The 18611-nt window shown below is 63.9% G+C and carries 14 protein-coding genes; 9 read left to right on the forward strand and 5 right to left on the reverse strand.

Going from position 1 to position 18611, the window contains the following annotated elements:
* Position 1: 1 nt before the first annotated feature.
* The 3 genes from DAAJ005_RS09315 to cax all read right to left on the reverse strand — a co-directional run bounded on the left by DAAJ005_RS09315 (position 2) and on the right by cax (position 3591).
* A complete protein-coding gene (locus tag DAAJ005_RS09315; RefSeq protein WP_151846879.1) occupies positions 2–970 on the reverse strand; it encodes an NAD(P)/FAD-dependent oxidoreductase in 969 nt (322 codons plus the stop codon).
* Between the two features lie 73 nt (positions 971–1043).
* Complete coding sequence (locus DAAJ005_RS09320) at positions 1044–2411, reverse strand: FAD-dependent oxidoreductase (protein WP_151846880.1); 1368 nt, start codon at positions 2409–2411, stop codon at positions 1044–1046.
* A 10-nt stretch (positions 2412–2421) separates the two neighbouring features.
* Positions 2422–3591, reverse strand: coding sequence for a calcium/proton exchanger (gene cax, locus DAAJ005_RS09325; RefSeq protein WP_151848483.1), 1170 nt, complete (start codon positions 3589–3591; stop codon positions 2422–2424).
* Between the two features lie 421 nt (positions 3592–4012).
* Between cax and clpS the strand changes: the two genes are divergently transcribed.
* The 5 genes from clpS to DAAJ005_RS09350 all read left to right on the forward strand — a co-directional run bounded on the left by clpS (position 4013) and on the right by DAAJ005_RS09350 (position 10307).
* Complete coding sequence (gene clpS, locus DAAJ005_RS09330) at positions 4013–4342, forward strand: ATP-dependent Clp protease adapter ClpS (RefSeq protein ID WP_151846881.1); 330 nt, start codon at positions 4013–4015, stop codon at positions 4340–4342.
* Complete coding sequence (locus tag DAAJ005_RS09335) at positions 4339–6555, forward strand: AAA family ATPase (RefSeq protein WP_151846882.1); 2217 nt, start codon at positions 4339–4341, stop codon at positions 6553–6555. The genes clpS and DAAJ005_RS09335 overlap by 4 nt, the downstream gene beginning before the upstream one ends.
* Before the next feature lie 215 nt (positions 6556–6770).
* Positions 6771–7343, forward strand: a complete 573-nt coding sequence (locus DAAJ005_RS09340) for a hypothetical protein (protein ID WP_151846883.1) — start codon at positions 6771–6773, stop codon at positions 7341–7343.
* A 131-nt stretch (positions 7344–7474) separates the two neighbouring features.
* A complete protein-coding gene (locus DAAJ005_RS09345) occupies positions 7475–8608 on the forward strand; it encodes an LCP family protein (RefSeq protein WP_151846884.1) in 1134 nt (377 codons plus the stop codon).
* A gap of 85 nt (positions 8609–8693) precedes the next feature.
* Complete coding sequence (locus DAAJ005_RS09350) at positions 8694–10307, forward strand: alpha-amylase family glycosyl hydrolase (RefSeq protein ID WP_151846885.1); 1614 nt, start codon at positions 8694–8696, stop codon at positions 10305–10307.
* A gap of 79 nt (positions 10308–10386) precedes the next feature.
* On the opposite strand, the gene DAAJ005_RS09355 is transcribed toward DAAJ005_RS09350, so the two are convergent.
* Positions 10387–11139 (reverse strand): serine/threonine-protein kinase, encoded by a 753-nt coding sequence (locus DAAJ005_RS09355; RefSeq protein WP_151846886.1) that lies wholly within the window; start codon positions 11137–11139, stop codon positions 10387–10389.
* A gap of 169 nt (positions 11140–11308) precedes the next feature.
* Between DAAJ005_RS09355 and DAAJ005_RS09360 the strand changes: the two genes are divergently transcribed.
* Together DAAJ005_RS09360 and lepB are read left to right on the forward strand one after the other, a co-directional pair.
* Positions 11309–12133, forward strand: a complete 825-nt coding sequence (locus DAAJ005_RS09360; RefSeq protein WP_226342663.1) for a patatin-like phospholipase family protein — start codon at positions 11309–11311, stop codon at positions 12131–12133.
* Between the two features lie 82 nt (positions 12134–12215).
* Positions 12216–12995, forward strand: coding sequence for a signal peptidase I (gene lepB, locus DAAJ005_RS09365; RefSeq protein ID WP_151846887.1), 780 nt, complete (start codon positions 12216–12218; stop codon positions 12993–12995).
* Between the two features lie 153 nt (positions 12996–13148).
* On the opposite strand, the gene DAAJ005_RS09370 is transcribed toward lepB, so the two are convergent.
* Positions 13149–13640: a hypothetical protein gene (locus DAAJ005_RS09370; protein WP_151846888.1), complete on the reverse strand. Its 492-nt coding sequence runs from the start codon at positions 13638–13640 to the stop codon at positions 13149–13151.
* A 461-nt stretch (positions 13641–14101) separates the two neighbouring features.
* Here DAAJ005_RS09370 and metH point away from each other — a divergent pair, with 461 nt between their 5' ends.
* A complete protein-coding gene (gene metH, locus DAAJ005_RS09375) occupies positions 14102–17851 on the forward strand; it encodes a methionine synthase (protein WP_151846889.1) in 3750 nt (1249 codons plus the stop codon).
* Complete coding sequence (locus tag DAAJ005_RS09380; RefSeq protein ID WP_151846890.1) at positions 17848–18588, forward strand: methylenetetrahydrofolate reductase; 741 nt, start codon at positions 17848–17850, stop codon at positions 18586–18588. The genes metH and DAAJ005_RS09380 overlap by 4 nt, the downstream gene beginning before the upstream one ends.
* Positions 18589–18611: the final 23 nt, after the last annotated feature.

The raw sequence follows: 18611 nt of genomic DNA on the forward strand, positions 1-18611 counted from the left end.
GTCAGCGTTTCTCGCTGCTGTGCCCTGGTCTGACCCTCAGTTCGGGCCGGACGTGATGCGCGGCGTGGTTGGCGGCGATGGCGGCCTGCGCAAACGCCACAGAGATCAACTTGAAATCGCCGCCTGACTGCGCCAGATCGCCCACCACGTACACGCCTTCCAGCACGGTGCGTCCGCCGGGAGCGTCCGGGACGTATTCGCCGTGCCAGTCCAGTGGCCACGCTCCAATGGGGCAGAGGTCTGGCAGGTAACCACCCAGAATCAGTACGGTGTCGGCCTTGATGCTGCGGGCTGTGCCGTCCATCTCCAGTTCCGCGCCCTGCGGCGTGAGCCTGAGCAGGCGGGCGGGGGCCAGGATTTCGAAACCTCCACTGGTTCGCGCAGCCTCCAGCTTTTCCAGCGTCATTGGATTTCCCCGGAACAAGGCCCGACTGTGGGTCAGCGTGACGTCCGCTCCAGCCTCCGAAAGCTCCAGCGCCGCCCTCGCTGCCTGCGGGACGCCGCCCACGATCAGCACACGCCGCCCGTTCAATCCAGCGGGATCGGGGAGGTCCGTTTGGACATCAGGATGTGAGTCTGCGCCGGGGACGCGGGCCGCGCGGGGCAACAATGCGCCCAGGCCCGCCGCCAGAATGACCGCGCCCGCTGTGAAAGTGTCCCCGTCCGTGCTGACCCGCCAGCCGTCGTCAACTTTTTCGAGTTCGCGGGCCACCCTATTCACGCTCATGTCCACGTCCAGCCCGTCCAGTTGCCGTAGCAGATGCGCCACCAGTTCCGCCGCCCGCGCTCCGGGCAATCCTGGCACGTCGTACACGCGTTTGTCCGGGTACAGGGCGCTCAGTTGGCCACCCACCTCGCCCCGCGCTTCCAGCACGCGCACCTTCAGGCCGCGCCACGCGGCGTAGAAAGCCGCATGCAGTCCGGCTGGGCCAGCGCCGATGATCAGGATGTCGGAATGCAGGGCGTCCATCAGGGAAAAAGTATGGCAAAGCGGGCGGAGACGAATGCCCGCCCGCTCTGTTTGCCTGACGCTCTACTTCCAGCTACTTCCGGCGGTGGCCCAGCATCTCGTGCTTGTGGACCACTTTCGCGCGGGGGCGGCCCTGCGCCTGGCCCTGCGCCTGTTCATGGGTATCCAGCGCCTGCCAGTCGGCGAAGGTGTAGACGTCTACGTCGCGCTCTTGCAGCAGGGCGTCGATGTCGGCGCGGCTGGCCTTCGCAGCGGGCGGCAGCGCCTCTGCGTCCGCGATCAGGTGGGCCACGGTGTCGGTGGAGTCCTTGCGGTTGGTGCCGATCACGCCGCTGGGACCGCGCTTGATCCAGCCGGAGGTGTACTCGCCTGTGCGTCCCTCCACCCGCCCTTCCGTGTTGGGAATGATGCCGAGTTTCTCATCGAACGGCACGCCCGGCAGGGCCACGCCCCGGTAACCCACCGAGCGCAGGACCATCTGCACGGGCAACACCTCTGTTTCCCCGGTGCCCACCGCGTTGCCGGATGCGTCCAGCGTATTGCGCTCGATTTTCAGACCCGAAACATTGCCATTCTCGTCTCCCAGAATCTCAACCGGAGACACCAAAAAGCGCAGGTGGATGCGGCGCGGCTTGCCTTCCGGGGTGCGGCCCGCGAAGTCGCGGATCACCTCCAGATTCTTCCTGACCACGTTGTCGGTGATGGCGGCCTCGGCAACCTCGTCCACCGCCACCTCTCCGGGCTTGACCACCGGATCGGCGTCCGACAGCTCGCCAAATTCGCGCAGTTCCTTGGTGGTGAACTTGGCCTGCGCCGCGCCACGCCGCCCCAGAATCCAGACGTCCTTGACCGGGCTGTTCTCCAGCACTTCCAGCGCGTGGGGGGCGATGTCCGATGTCTGCAACTCGTCCACCGTCTTCAGCAGGATGCGGCTCACATCCAGCGCCACGTTGCCGACGCCCACCACGGCCACTCCGGTGGCACTCAGCACCATCTCGCGGGCGGCGGCGTCGGGGTGGCCGTTGTACCAGGCCACAAATTCGGTGGCGCTCATGGAGCCGCTCAGGTCCTCGCCGGGAATACCCAGGCGGCGGTCCCCGCTGGCCCCCACGGTGTACATGATCGCGTCGTAATGCGCCTTCAGGTCGTCGTGGGTCAGGTCTTTCCCAAATTCCACGTTGCCCAGAAAGCGCACGCGCGGATCACTGAAGGTCTTCTCGAATCCCTTGGTCACGCTCTTGATGGTCAGGTGATCCGGGGCGACGCCGTAGCGCACCAGACCGTAAGGGGTGGGCAGACGGTCAAACACATCCACTTCGGTGGGCAGGGCGGTCTGCTTGATCAGGGCCTCGGCAGCATACACGCCGCTGGGGCCGCTGCCGATCACGGCGACGCGCAGGGGTCGCTGTGCAGTAAATGGGGGGGTAAACGAATGGCTCATGGGCGCGAGTTTAGAGTCTGAGGCTGTGGACGTGCGCGGGCGGAGTGGACAAAGAGGAAATGGGAAGGGTGGCCGCCTCACCCTCCATCCTGGGCGTGACGAAGAAGAAGGCCAGTGCCAGCAGCAGATACACCGCGATCAGCAGCACGCCCTCGAACCAGGTGGCCTCGCCGTCCTTGGTCACGGTGGTCACCGTCAGCGCCGCCGCCACAATCGCCACCAGTTCCAGCGGACTGGAAAAGACCAGATTCATCGGTTTGCCGATCAGGTACGAGATGATCACCAGCACGGGCGCGGTGAACAGCGCCACCTGAATCGTGGCCCCAACGGCGATATTCACGGCCAGCCCCAGCTTGCCCTGCCGCGCAAAGTAACTGCCCGCAATGTACTCGGCGAAGTTGCCCACCACCGCCAGCACGATGATTCCCAGGAAAAACGGGCTGAGGCCCAGTTGCGTGCTGGTGGCCTCCAGCGCCCCGGACAGCATCTCGGATTCCACCGCGATCAACACGGTTGCGCCCACCATCACGGCGGCGGCCTTCCAGACGGGCCACAGGGTTAGGCTGTCGTCGTGTTCCCCTTCCTCCTCGCCGCGCGCGAACACGTCCTTGTGTGTGACCAGCGTGTACACCAGATTCAGGGCATAGACGGCGATCAGCACGCCTGCCACGCCCAGGCTGAGGTACTCGTCCAGATTGCCGCGGGCCGCTGCGCTGCCCGCCAGGAAATCCGGCAGGCGTTCGGTGTAGTCGAACAGGGCCGGGATCAGCAGGGCGATGACCACCAGAAACAGCATGGAGTTGAGCTGCCCGGCATTCTCGCGGTTAAATTTCTGTCGCTCCCGCCCAAAGCTGCCGATCAGGATGGCGAGGCCCAGCCCCAGCAACGCGTTGCCGATGATGCTGCCGGTGATCTGCGCCTTGACCACCGTGGTGTTGCCGCCCAGCAGAATAAAAATGGCGATGATCAGCTCGGCCAGATTGCCGAAGGTCACGTTCAGCAGCCCGCCGATGGTCTGCCCGGCCCGCGCCGCAATCTGCTCGGTGCCCTGCCGCAGCAGGTCGGCCAGTGGAATGATGGCGATCACGGAGGTGGCAAAAATCCACAGTGGCGGGGCGTGGAAGACCCACTCCAGCAGCAGGCTGATCGGAATAAAGGCCAGCAGCAGTTTCATCCACACGAGTTGCACCACATGGGGCGCAGTTTAGGCGCGTGGGCTGGGGGTGGGGGGAAAGTTGAGGTTTGCTTCAGAGCCAGGAAAGATTGCAGATCGAAGTGATATGGACTCCGATTGAAAGATGTTGAAAACGCCTGGAAATCCGAGCGGGACTCGCAGAGCTGCGCCGCAGAGGAAGAGCGTCCTCATGGGGAGGAGTAGCCCCATAAGGGTGCTCTTCCACGACGACAGTCTGTTGATGACGAATGCGAGAAGGAGAAAAACAGGTTCCGGGCGTGGAGTGTAGAGACCTACGCTTTCCCGATCTCTACCGCGTTACAAACGGAATCTGTATAACCCCTCACCTCGCCTGATCCCCTCAGCATCCCCACCGTCCGTAACCTCTGCCCCGCTACCTGCCCGCCGCGCCCGCTACACTCCCGGTATGACGCGCCGAGACGGTGGCCGTGACGAACAGGGCCGCACCCAGACACTTGAACGCACCACGACGCAGCGCCCCAAGCTGTACCGCGTGCTGCTCCTTAACGACGACTACACCCCGATGGATTTTGTGGTGATGGTCCTCTCCCAGTATTTCCGTAAGACCGAGGGTGACGCAGAAATGATCATGCTGGCGGTACATCACAAGGGCCAGGGTGTGGCCGGGGTTTACACCCGCGACGTGGCCGAGACGAAGGTGGCGCAGGTCACGGCCCACGCCCGCCAGGAAGGCCACCCGCTGCGTGTGGTGGCGGAACCGGAGGCACAGGAATGATCGGCGATCATCTGCAAGTCACGATTGCCCGCGCCGCCGATTACGCGCGGGAGGCCGGGCATGAATACGTGACCCTGGAACACCTGCTGCTGGCGCTGACGCATGACCCGGAAGGCCGTGACGCGCTGCTGGCCGTGGGCGCGGATGTGGAACACCTGCGCGGCGAGTTGGAGGCGCAACTGGATCGGCTGGAATCGGTGGAAGATTCCGAGCCGGATTTCACGCTGGGCTTTCACCGCGTCGTGCAGGGCGCAGTGCTGCAACTGCACGCCAGCGGCAAGGGTAGCCAGGATGCAGATGGGGCGCGCGTGCTGGTGGAACTGCTGGAGGAAGACGACTCCCCGGCCCGCGCCGCGCTGGAAGCCCAGGGCGTGACCCGGCTGGACGTGCTGGCCTACGTGTCACACGGCACCGCCAAGGTGGAAGGCCGGGGCCGGGAACGCCGCGTGGCTGGCACCGAGGAAGGTGCGCCGGAAGCTGAGGCTGAACAGGACCCGCTGGAGGCGTACACCCAGGACCTGACTGCCGCCGCGAAAGCTGGGGAATTTGACCCGGTGATCGGGCGCGACGCCGAACTGACGCGCACGGTGCATATCCTGGCGCGGCGCGGCAAGAACAACCCCGTGCTGGTGGGCGAGCCAGGGGTGGGCAAGACGGCGCTGGCCGAGGGACTGGCGCAACGCGTGGCAGACGGCAAAGCGCCCGGATTTCTGAAAGGCGCATCCGTCTACGCCCTCGATCTCGGGGCGCTGCTGGCCGGAACGCGCTACCGGGGCGACTTTGAACAGCGTTTGAAGGCGGTTCTGGCAGCGCTGGACGGCAAAAACAGCGTCCTCTTTATCGACGAGCTGCACACGCTGGTGGGCGCAGGGGCCACCGAGGGCGGCAACGTGGACGCGGCCAACCTGCTTAAACCCGCGCTGGCACGCGGCAAACTGCGGGTGATGGGGGCCACCACCCCTGCCGAGTTGCGCCATCTGGAAAAGGACCGGGCGCTGTGGCGACGCTTTCAGACCGTGGACGTGGCCGAACCTTCCGAGGACGACGCGCTGGAGATTCTGCGCGGGCTGGCCCCCAAATATGCCCAGCACCACGGCGTCACGTACACGCCCGAGGCGCTGGACGCCGCCGTGCGCCTGAGCGTGCGCCACCTGCGGGACCGCTTTCTGCCCGACAAGGCCATCGACGTGATCGATGAAGCGGGGGCCGCCCGCAGCAGCGCCGGGGTGGGCGGCCAGATCGACGTGGCCGATATGGAGGCCACCGTCGCCCGGATGGCCCGTGTCCCGGTAGGCGCGGTCAAGGCCGAGGAAATCCAGTCGCTCGCCACGCTGGAAACAGACTTGCAGGGGCGCGTGTTCGGGCAGGACGCGGCAGTTCAGGCCGTTGCCAGCGCCGTCAAACTGGCCCGCGCGGGCCTGCGCGATCCGCAAAAGCCGCAGGGCGCGTTCCTGTTCGCCGGGCCGACGGGCGTGGGCAAGACCGAGCTGGCCCGCGCCCTGGCAGACCGCCTGGGCATTCACCTCGCACGCTTTGACATGTCCGAGTATCAGGAAGCGCACACTGTCGCCCGGCTGATCGGCGCTCCCCCCGGCTACGTGGGCTTCGATCAGGGCGGCCTGCTGACCGATGCGGTAGCGAAAAACCCGCACGGCGTACTGCTGCTGGACGAGATCGAGAAGGCGCACCCGGACGTGTACAACGTCTTCCTGCAACTGATGGACCACGGCACGCTGACCGATCACGCGGGCAAGAAGGTGGACGGGCGCGGGCTGATCCTGGTCTTCACCTCCAACGCCGGGGCCGCCGACGCCAGCCGCCCGGCCCTGGGCTTCGGGCGCGAGGGCCGTGCGGGCGAGGAGGCCGAAGCGGTCAAGCGCACCTTCACTCCTGAATTCCGCAACCGGCTGGACGCCGTGATCTACTTCCGCCCGTTGTCCCGTGAGGTCATGGCCGGGATCGTGAACAAGTTCCTACGCGAGCTGGAGGCGCAACTGGCCGAGCGCAAGGTGAGCCTTGAGGTCTCGGCTGAGGCCCGCGCCCGGCTGGCCGAACTGGGTTATGACCCGCAGATGGGCGCGCGTCCGCTGGCCCGCGTGATCGAGGAACAGATCAAACGTCCGCTGGCCGATGAATTGCTCTTTGGCAGGCTCAAAGGCGGAGGCAGGGTCAATGTTTCCGTGGAGGACGGGACTTTTACATTCTCTCCATAATCCCCGGTCCACCCAGGGAAGCCCCCGCCACAAGCAGCCTGACCGCGAGGCCATGTTTCGCCGCTGACACAGGCTTTATCAGACCCGATGGCCGTTCAGCGCAATAAAGATCAGCCTGGATTTTTTTGATTTCATGTTGCCTTTAACCGGCGGGTGTAAAGGTTCATCGGGGGTTTTTTCATGTTGGGCAATGGAACAGAAAGGACAATCGAGGCATGAAAAATATCCTGCTGATCCTGCTGACCGGTTCCATGCTCGCCGCCTGCACGCCCAAGAATGACACTGCGGCCACCACGACGGACACCACCATCGGGGACGCGGCCACCACAGCCGCCGACGCGACGACCGACGCCGCCACCACTGCGGCTGACGCGACTGCCGACGCTGCCACCACCGCTGCCGACGCGGTGACCGGTGCCGCAGACAATGCCGCCGACGCCGTGAGCGACGCCACCACTGACGCTGCCGACAATGCCGCCGATCCTGGCGCGGACAGCACGCTGACCAACGCTGACGATGCAGGCGCAGGTGAGGAAGTCGATATGGCCGTGGGCGACGGCCTGGAAGGAACCGTGGCTGACTTTGACGGTACGGCTCAGACCTTCACCCTGAACGAGAACGACGCCAATTACGCGGTGACGATCAGCCCCGACACGGTGTTTGAGGGGACCGCCACCACCGCCGAGGATTTCTTCGGAACTGACCGCGCCGCCGCCAACGTGGCCGTCGAAGGTGAGATCGATAGCGCCAGCAGCACGCTGAAGGCAAACAAGATCACCCTGAACTGATCTGATCAGGAGTGAGAGGCCGGACCTGAAAAGGCTCGGCCTCTGCTTTTGCTTCCTGCGCGGCAGTTCCTCACTGCCCGTCATCCAAAAGCCGCACGCCTTCCTCACCCCGCAGCCGTTATGCTCTGGGCGTGCGTCGGCGTGTGATTCTTCTGGTGGTTCTAGCAGGTGTGGTGGCGGTGGCGGCTCCAGCCTTTCCCTTTCTGGCGCGTTATGGAACGGTTCCCCACAAGGCCGATGGGCCAGTCACGCTGCTGCTGGCCGGCGTGACCCCCAAGTACGACGAGAGTGCCCCGGTGTGGCCCTGGCCCGCCCGCCCGGAGGACTACAGCGGCCTGACCGATACCATTTTGCTGGCGCAACTGCGCCCTGATGGGACCACCAACATGCTCAGCATTCCGCGCGATACCTGGGTGAATGTGCCGGGCAACGGCTGGGGCAAGATCAACGGCTCCAACCCACACGGCGGCCCCGAAACGCTGGTGGGCGCGGTCCAGAACCTGACTGGCGTGAAGGTGGACGCCTACGCCCTGCTGTCGCTGAACGCCATGCGCGCCATGACCCAGGCGGCAGGCGGCGTGACGCTGGATGTGGCGCAGGACATGAAATACGACGACAACGCGGGTAAACTGCACATTGATCTCAAGGCGGGTCGGCAGCACCTCAGCGGCGAACAGGCCGAGGGCTACCTGCGTTTTCGCAAGGACAATCTGGGCGATATCGGGCGGGTGGCGCGGCAGCAGAATTTTCTGGGTGCGCTTCTGAATAAGATCAAAAGCCCGCTGAACTGGTGGCGTATGCCCGGCATGGTGGGTGCGGTGGACCGCAACATGAAAAGCAACCTGACGCGGGCGCAGGTGGCCGGGATCCTGGGCGCGGCCCTGAGTGGCCCGAAGGTCGCCATGCACACCGTCCCCGGCAATTTTGGCGGCGGCGGCACCTGGGTAGCGGACCGCGCCGCGCTGGCCACCGTGGTGGAGAACAACTTCACCGACCCCAACGACCCGCGCCGCCTGAGTATCGCCGTGATCAACACCGCTGCCCCCAGCGGCAGCGCCCGCCGCCTGCAAGAAAAGCTGGAGGGCCTGGGCTACCTGCGGGTCAGCGTCGCCAATGGGCCGCAGGGCAACGCCACCACCACCATTACCGGTCCCCAGGCAGGCCGCATTTTGCAGGATGTGGGCCACGGGCAGGTGGTGCAGGCCCAAGGCGTGCCGGGCGCAGATGTGACGGTGCGGCTGGGCAGCGACACCCCGGCGAACTGAAGACACCGGACGGGCTATTCCACCTTTGCTCTCTAAGTGTTCTGAATCGATTAAGTCGGTGCCACGTTCCTGCTACCCTCTGCCTATGACAGACACGGTCGAGCAACTCAAGTGGTGGCAGAGCGGCATCATCTACCAGATTTATCCGCGTTCCTTTCAGGACAGTGCAGATCAGGACGCTAGCGGCGACGGCGTGGGCGATCTGCGCGGCATCACGGCGCGGCTGCCGTATCTGAAGAGCCTGGGGGTCCAGGCCGCGTGGCTGTCCCCCATCTTCACCAGTCCCATGCGCGACTTTGGCTATGACGTGGCCGACTACTGCGACATCGACCCACTGTTCGGGGATCTGGCCGACTTCGACGCGCTGGTCGAGGAGGCGCACGGGCTGGGGCTGAAGGTGATGCTGGACTACGTGCCCAACCACACGTCCTCGGATCACGCGTGGTTTCAGGAAGCGCTGACTGGCAAAGGGAGCGAGAAGCGCGACTGGTATGTCTGGCGCGATCCCGGCCCGGACGGTGGGCTGCCCAACAACTGGAAATCTTTTTTTGGCGGCCCAGCCTGGACACTGGATGAGGCCAGCGGGCAGTACTATCTGCACCAGTTTCTGCCCACCCAGCCGGACCTGAACTGGCGCAACCCGGACGTGCGGGCCGCCATGTTCGAGGTGCTGCGCTTCTGGATGCGCCGGGGCGTGGACGGCTTCCGGGTGGACGTGATCTGGCTGCTGGCCGAGGACGAACGCTTTCTGGACGAACCCGCCAACCCGGAGTGGACCCCCGGCGACATCGAACACAACAGCGTTTCTCACATCTACACCCAGGACCAGCCGGAGACCCATCAGTACATCCGCGAGATGCGGGCGGTTCTGGACGAGTTCGATGACCGGATGATGGTGGGCGAGATCTACCTGCCGGTGGAGCAGTTGCTGCCCTACGCCGGAACCCCAGAGGCCCCGATGGTTCATCTGCCCTTCAATTTCCACCTGATCCTGCGGCCCTGGCAGGCGGCGGCGGTGCGCGAATTTGCCGACAGCTACGACGCCGCGTGTCGCAAGATCGGCACCTGGCCCAACTGGGTGCTGGGCAACCACGATCAGCGCCGCTTCAAATCGCGCCTGGGGGCGGCGCAGTACCGTGTGGCCCAGACCCTGCTGCTGACCCTGCGCGGCACGCCCACGGTGTATTACGGCGACGAGATCGGCATGCAGGACGTGGATATTCCCCGAGACCGCATGGTGGACCCGGCGGGCCTGCAACAACCCGACGCCCCCGCTGCCAGCCGCGACCCGGAGCGCACGCCGATGCAGTGGGACGCTTCGCCCAACGCGGGATTCAGCGCAGCGGACACGACACCCTGGCTGCCGCTGGCGGGCGACTTCGCCACCGTGAACGTGCAGGCGCAGGAGGCGGACCCGCAGAGCGACCTGAATTATTTCCGTGTGCTGACACAGCTTCGGCAGCAGCATCCTGCTCTCGTTGGCGGCGACTATCAGAGCGTGGACAGCGGTCACAAGGACGTGTTCGCCTTCCGCCGCACGCTGGACGGGCAGAGCGTGACGGTGCTGCTGAACTTCGGCGCACACGAACGCGATCTGAGCGAGGTGGCAGCAGGTCAGTCGCTGCTCAGCTCATTCAACGATCAACCCAGTAGCGGCGCGAAGCTGCGGCCCAACGAGGCGCGCATCCTGCTGGAGTAGCAAACGGACATTTGAGGCCGCCAGCGGGAAAACTCCTGCTGGCGGCTTCTTTCGCTGTTCTGTTGCCAGCTTCTCAGGTTCAGGAGTTCACACGGGACAGCTTCAGAATCCGGGCGCGAACCCAGGCAGCGTCGCTGGGGCGCTGCTGAGGATCCCGGCGGGTCAGGGTCAGGTACAGCGAACACAGCGGGTCCGGGTGGTACGGCGCGGGGCGGGTGGGGTCCGGCAGCGAGCCGAAGATCCCCCAGCCCAGCAGCATGCCCACCCCGTACAGGTCTGCCTCCGGCCCCAGCGGTTCACCGCGCGCCGCCTCGGGACTCTGGAAGGCCGCCGTGCCGAAACGGGTGGGCACCGGGAAGGTTTCCAGCAGCGGGCCAGCCAGATCCAGGTCCACCAGTTTGGCGCTGCCGTCCGGCTCTACCACGATGTTTTCCGGCTTGATATCGCGGTGGACTAGCCCGCAGGAATGCAGGTACGCCAGCGCGTCCAGCACGTGCGCCAGCGTCAGCAGAAAGGCGCGGCGCTCGGTGTGCAGGGCGGGCCGCCGCACGTAGCGCGAGAACAGCACCTCGCCGCGTGCCAGGGTGCTGATCAGTACTGGACGGTCCTCCAGGGTGCCCCGGCCCAGCACGGAGGCCAGCCGGGGATGGTCCAGCCCGCTGGCATGCTCGAATTCACGGTCAGCAAAGGCATTCATATCGGAGCGGAAGACCTTGACGGCACAGGGCTGACCGAACGCATCCACCGCAAAATAAACCAGACTGTGAGAGCCGCGCCCGATTGGCCTGACCAACCGCACGCCCTCTCCAACCACCTGTCCTGCCAGAGCCATTCACCACATGTTAATCCAGTTGGACCGGGCAGACTGAAGCAATTGACATAGACGCTATCAGACTGACATTTCCAGAGGTATTTTGCACTCATGGACGTGCCGGTGCCTGCGTTCCTGGCAGCCGGATTCGGTTTCCAGCAGCAGCGCGGCAGGACTACAATCCCTGCATGTGCAGCGGCAGGCGCGGGAAATGAACGGTTACGGTCTGGTGCTGGGCGGCGGCGGTGCGCGTGGGCTGGCGCATATCGGCGTGTGGCAGGTGCTGGAGGAAGCGGGACTGAGGCCCAGCGTGGTTACCGGGACCAGCATGGGCGGGCTGGTGGGGGCGTTTATCGCGGCGGGCTACAGCGGGGCTGAATTGGAACGCATCTCGGGCACGGTGTCGTGGCGTCGCTTGCTGGACTGGCGGCCCGGCACCGGCCTGCTCAAGATTTCAGCGATGGAAGGCTGGCTGGCCCAGAACCTGCCACAGACCTTCGAGGAACTGCCCATCCCCCTGGCAATCACGGCCACCGACATGCTGACGGGCCGGGGCGTCTACCTTACGCGCGGCAGCCTGTTTGATGCGCTGCGCGCCACCAGTGCCTATCCCGGCGCACTGGACAGCGTGCCCATGCGCGACATGCTGCTTTCGGACGGCGGCATTCTGAATCAGGTGCCGGTGGACGCCGCGCTGTTTTTAGGGGTCCGCAAGGTGCTGGCGGTGGACGTGACGGCCCCCGATCCGCTGGAGTTGCACGAACGCCGCGTCCTACTGTGGAAGCGCGAGGCCCACCTGAGTCCGGTGCGGGCGCTGAGGCGTGCGGTGGAGATCATGCAGGCGCAACTGACCGACGCGCGCCTGAGCCTCTACCGCCCCGACGTGCTGCTGCGCCCCCGCCTGGGCAACATTGATCTGATCAACTTTAACCGCACCGATCAGGCCATCGCGGCGGGCCGGGACGCGGCGCTGGAAGACCTGCCGCGCCTGAAAGCGCTGCTGGGCGAGAGCTGAGAGCTGAACCGCGCAACAACCCGGCAGCCGCCGCCCGTCTTTAACCTTCCATCAACCCTTAATCCGCTATCCTGCGCGGTGCATGACCAGACTCCAGTCCACCGCGCCCTCCACGTTGCAAAAAGTTTGGAAGGATTTTCTAGAACCCATTGTTTTTGCCGTGGTGATCACCCAGTTCGTGGCCACCCTGGTGGGCGTGGACGGCGTGAGCATGATGCCCAACCTGCGGGACCGCGAGCGGGTCTTCGTGCCCAAGTACGAGACGTGGCTGCATAAGGCAGGCGTCGGTGATTTCAGCCGGGGCGATATCGTCATCTTCAAGCCCCCGGCGGCGGCGTCCGCGCAGATCGGCAACCTGAACAAGAACTTTCTGGGGTTGTGGGACTACCGCCCCTTCCTGATCAAGCGCGTGATCGGCCTGCCCGGTGACACCGTCAAGGTGCAGGGCGGCGAGGTCACCGTGAACGGCGTCAAGCTGGATTCCGGGTGGACCACCGATTACTGGCGGCAGCAGGGCTGCTGGGACAACCAGAGCGAACTGGCGAACAACACCACTTCCAGCCGCGCGGGCGTGATGCCCGATCAGGCCGAGATCACCGTACCGCCCGCCCAATACTTCGTGATGGGCGACAACCGCACCGCCAACGGCTCGGAGGACTCGCGCCTGTTCGGCACGGTGCAGAGGCGTGATGTGGCCGGACGCGCTGCCGCCGTGATCTGGCCGATCATGCGGAAAACCAACGCCACCTATGACTGTGCCAGCGAACGCGTGGGCGAACTGAGCGGCGCGAACAAGTTGAACTGGCGCTTGCTGAGCCGCCCCGCCGCCTTCGACACATTGAAGAGTGAATTGAAGAAGTAACCGGAAGAGTCAGCCGAAGCGCCGCCCCATCAGTCGGTAAACCTTATCGTCGTTGCGGGCGGCGATGACAAGAAAAATGAAAATCAGATTGGTCACATGGCATATACCAAACGCCCAATCTGACAAGTTTAAAATTTGACCCATCCGTAAAGCCTAGTTGGCAGATTTGTAATCCTTGAGAAACGAGTTGATTATCGTTTTACCTTCATTGATTAAATAAACAGCCAAACCATCATTGCTGGCTAATACACCATAGGAGGCTGATCTCCAGATACTCACGGCCTCAGTGTAATTATTTTTGGTGTTTGGCGACGCATAGGCAGAGAGATCCCAGATATTGAGTTCGCCGGACCACGCGCGAGGTGTTCCAGTCGTTGCTCCGAAATTGAGGGTAAGCGGGTATTCTTCACAGGTAGTGGCACCCATCTCTTCAAAAGGAATGCCCTGAGCCTTGGCAGAAGCCACGAAATAATCATAAAGCGATTGGGCCACACTGCTACTCGTCGAGCCAAGTGAGCCAATGTCAGCGGTAAACGATTCGTCATCCACACACAGGGTTGTGCCAGTGAGATTAGAGGTCTCAGCGGAAGCCGCGCAAAAATTTAACAAAATACCAGTAACTAACAATGGAAAAAATAATCTCATATTATTCCTCTCTTCGACCGGAAAGCAGCGCCACAGTACACATGGTTTCGACCAAGTCGGACTCTCGCAGGACGGTTTAGGCTATAAAGACTCATATCTCAGAATTCTTACGAGATATCTATCGTCACCTCTTACGTTGTTGGCTCTTGATATTGATCCATCGACATGTCCACCCCACCCCCCTGTTGTCCCCTCTGTGCCGCGCTATCCTCCCCCTATCGCGCCTCCAAAGCGCGGTCATCCAGAGCGTCCGAGGGTTTTTTCTGCCCACTGACGACGCGGCAACCCGCCCCCATAGCGGCAATGGTGCCTGACAGAAAAGCCTCCTGCTGGGGTGCGCCGACGATGGCGCGGGCAGGACGCGATGGCCGGAAGCGGGCGCTGTGTTGAATTTGGGCGCATCAAGACTCTCAGGCCGCACACGCGGTCTGTTTTTTTGAATTAATAATGAGAGGTGGACAATGAACAGGGACATTCGCGCTGCGGCGCGTGAACGAATCTTGGTGCTGGACGGCGCGTGGGGCACCATGCTTCAGCGGGCCAATCTGAACGAGGCCGATTTCAGGTTTGAAGGCGCAGACCCCCTGCGGATGTACCGGGGCAATTTTGACCTGCTGCAACTCACCCGCCCCGACGTGATCCAGGGCGTTCACCGCGAGTATTTTGCGGCGGGTGCGGATATTGCCAGCACCAACACCTTTAACAGCACCACCATTTCCCAGGCGGATTACGGCACCGAGGCCCTGGCTTACGCCATGAACGAGACGGGCGCACGGCTGGCCCGCGAGGTGGCCGACGAATTTGAGGCCCAGGACGGCAAACCACGCTGGGTGGCCGGGGCCATCGGGCCGACGAACCGTACCGCCACCTTATCCCCGGATGTGGAGCGCCCGGAATTCCGCAACGTCACCTTTGACAGTCTGGTAGAAGCCTACGCCGCCGCCGCCGATGGTTTGATCGCGGGCGGGGCTGATCTGCTGCTGCTGGAAACGGTGTTTGACACGCTGAACGCCAAGGCCGCGCTGTTTGCATGCGAGGAAGCCTTCGCACGCACGGGCAAGACGCTTCCAGTGATGCTGTCCGGCACGATCACCGACGCTTCGGGCCGCACGTTGAGCGGGCAGACGCCGGAAGCCTTCGCCATCAGCACGGCCCACGCCAACCTCTTCAGTCTGGGCCTGAACTGTGCGCTGGGGGCAGATCTGCTGCGGCCCCACCTGCGGGCGATTGCCGCAAATACCGAAACGCTGGTATCCGTCCACCCGAACGCGGGCCTACCCAATGCCTTTGGCGAGTACGATGAAACCCCTGAACACACTGCCTCCGTGCTGGCCGACTTTGCTCGCGAAGGGCTGGTCAATATCGTGGGGGGCTGCTGCGGCACCACGCCGGAGCATATTCGCGCCATTGCCAACGAGATGGCGAGGATCACGCCGCGCACCCCTGCCAAGTTGCCGCCCTTCCTGCGCCTGAGCGGTCTGGAAGCCCTGACCGTCACGCCAGAACTGAATTTCGTCAACGTGGGCGAGCGCACCAACGTCACGGGCAGTCCAAGATTCAACAAGGCAATTCTGGCCGGGGATTACGACACGGGTCTCAAGATCGCGCGGCAGCAGGTGGAAAACGGCGCGCAGATCGTGGACATCAACTTTGACGAGGGGATGCTGGACGGCGAGGAAGCGATGGTCAAGTTCCTGAATCTGCTGGCCGGGGAGCCGGACATCAGCCGGGTGCCGCTGATGCTGGACTCCAGCCGCTGGGACATTCTGGAAGCGGGCCTCAAGCGGGTGCAGGGCAAGTGCGTGGTGAACAGCATTTCCCTCAAGGACGGTGAGGAAAAGTTTCTGGAGCGGGCGCGGCTGCTGAGGCGTTATGGCGCTGCCGCCGTGGTCATGGCCTTTGACGAGCGCGGGCAGGCCGACAACCTGGAACGCCGCAAGGAAATCACCTCTCGCGCCTACAAACTGTTGACAGAACAGGCCGATTTTCCGCCGCAGGACATCATTTTTGACCCCAACGTGCTGACGGTGGCGACGGGCATGGAAGAACATGACCGTTACGCACTTGAATTCATTGAGGGAACGCGCTGGATCAAGGCCAATCTGCCGGGTGCGCTGGTGTCGGGCGGAATATCCAACGTGTCGTTCAGCTTCCGGGGCAACAACCATGTGCGCGAGGCGATGCACTCGGTCTTTCTATATCACGCCATCCGCGCCGGGCTGGACATAGGCATCGTGAACGCGGGGATGCTGGCGGTGTACGAGGACATCGAGCCGAAACTGCGCGACGCTGTGGAGGATGTGATCTTGGCCCGTACGCCGGACGCTACCGAGAACCTGCTGGCGCTGGCCGAGGAGTATAAAGGCGTCAAGCGCGAGGCCGCCGCCCAGAGCGAGTGGCGAGAGCGTCCGGTGGGCGAACGCCTCAAGCATGCCCTGATTTCCGGCATCACCGATTTCGTGGTGGAAGACGCGGAGGAAGCGTACCGCGAACTGGGTTCGCCGTTGAAGGTCATTGAGGGGCCACTGATGGACGGCATGAACGTGGTGGGCGATCTGTTCGGGGCCGGGAAGATGTTTCTGCCGCAGGTGGTCAAATCCGCCCGCGTGATGAAACGCGCTGTGGCCCACCTGACGCCGTACATGGAGGCCGAGAAGCAGGAGGCCGGGGGGAAAGGCAAAGTCCTTCTCGCCACCGTCAAGGGCGACGTCCACGACATCGGCAAGAACATCGTGGGCGTGGTGCTGGCCTGCAACGGCTATCAGGTCACCGATCTGGGCGTGATGGTCCCCACTGAGAAGATTCTGGACGAGGCCGAGCGCATCGGCGCGGACGTGATCGGATTGAGCGGCCTGATTACGCCTAGTCTGGACGAGATGGTGGGCGTGGGCCGTGAGATGACGCGACGGGGCGTGACGCTGCCGCTGCTGATTGGCGGGGCCACCACCAGCCGGGCGCACACGGCGGTCAAGATTGACCCGGCCTACGCCGGACTGGTGGTGCATGTGCTGGACGCCAGCCGCGCCGTGACCACCACCGCAGACATCCTGGCCGATCTAGCAGGCGTGCAGGCGCGCATCAAGGTGGAATACGACGCCCTGCGCGAACGCCACGGCAAGCGCGAGGTGCGGCTGATTCCGCTGGAGACGGCCCGCGAACGTGCGCCGCGTATTTCTCCCGCCGTGCCACCCGCGCCGCGTGAACCGGGACGCCAGATCATCGAGCAGCCGCTGACCGGGTTGCTGGATTACATCGACTGGACGCCATTCTTCATCGCCTGGGAAATGAAGGGCATCTACCCCAACATTTTGACTGATCCGATCCGTGGAGAGCAGGCTCGCACGCTGTTTGACGACGCTCAGGCTTTGCTACGGCGCGTGATTAACGAGGGATTGCTGACCGCCAGAGGCGTGATTGGCCTGTGGCCTGCCGAGCGGCGCGGCGACGACATCTTGGTGGAAGTCCATACCCATCAGACGGAGCCGCTCAGCGACACGCTGGACCACCAGACCCATGAAATCGCGGCGGGACGCGAACCGCTACCGGAAATGGCCGTCCTCCACACCCTGCGCCAGCAGCGCGAACAGGCCACCCCCAATGGCGCACTGGCTGACTTCATTGCGTACCGGGGCGATCACATCGGAGGCTTCGCCGTTGCCATTCACGGCGCGGAGGAACTGGCCCGCGAATTTGAAGCCGATCACGACGACTACAATTCCATTCTGATCAAGGCGCTGGCAGACCGACTGGCCGAAGCCTTCGCCGAGAAACTGCACCGCGACGTGCGGGTCAAGTACTGGGGCTACGCGCCCGACGAAACGCTGGACAACAACGACCTGATTCGCGAACGTTACGACGGCATTCGCCCCGCCCCTGGCTACCCGTCCCAGCCGGATCACACTGAGAAGCGCACGCTGTTCTCGCTGCTGAATGCTGGGGAAATTGGGCTGAAACTCACCGAGTCCTGCGCCATGACTCCTGCCGCCGCCGTGTCAGGCCTGTACTTCGCCCACCCGGAAGCGCGGTATCTGGCCGTGGGCCGCATCGGGCGCGATCAGGTGGAGGATTACGCCGGGCGCAAGGGCTGGGCTGTGGAGGAAGCGGAGCGTTGGCTTGGGCCGCTTTTGGCCTACGATCCTGCGGCCCAGGCCGTCACAATCGTCGAAGCCCCTCAGACCCTTGAAACCGTCGCCGCAGGTAGCCCACAGTGACCCGCATCTCCATCGAACTCGTGCCCCGCTCGCGCTCCGGTTTAAGGGCCGAGCTGGCAACAGTGGCCGAACACCTGCCCGGCGCAGACACCATCAACATTCCTGACTTCCCGCGCTTTTCCACGCGCTCATGGCATGGCTGTGGCTTTGCTCGTCCGCGTTACCGGGCCATTCCACACATCCGGGCTGTTGATCTGAATCCACGCGAGCCGTTGCCGATGGCTGCGCATCTGGAGGAACACGGCATCGACGAGATCATTGTGATCACCGGGGACGCCCCCAGCGATATGAGCGCGAAGGTCTACAACGTGGACGCCGAGGCCGCCATCCGCCGCATTCGCCGGGAATTGCCACACCTGAAGATCTATGCGGGCCTGGACCCCTACCGCCAGTCGCTGTCGCGCGAGCAGGATTACCTGGAGCGCAAGCTGGAGGCCGGGGCCTGCGGCTTTTTCACCCAGCCGTTCTTCGATCTGCGCCTGATGGACGCCTACGCCGACCTGTTGCCTGAGGGTGCAGAGGTCTGGTGGGGGGCCACCTCGGTCACCTCCGAGGGTTCAGAGGGGTACTGGCGCACGCGCAACCACGCGGTGTTCCCCCGGCAGTTTCAGCCCACGCTGGAGTGGAACCGCCGCTTTGCGGGCGAGCTACTGACGTTTGCCCGTGAACGCGGCCAGCACGCCTATTTCATGCCCATCAAGGCAGACGTGGTGGAGTACCTGGGCGGGATCGTTTAGTCGCCTAAGCAATTCATGGGGGG

Origin of the sequence: Deinococcus sp. AJ005, from assembly GCF_009017495.1 — a bacterium.
GTDB lineage: Bacteria > Deinococcota > Deinococci > Deinococcales > Deinococcaceae > Deinococcus.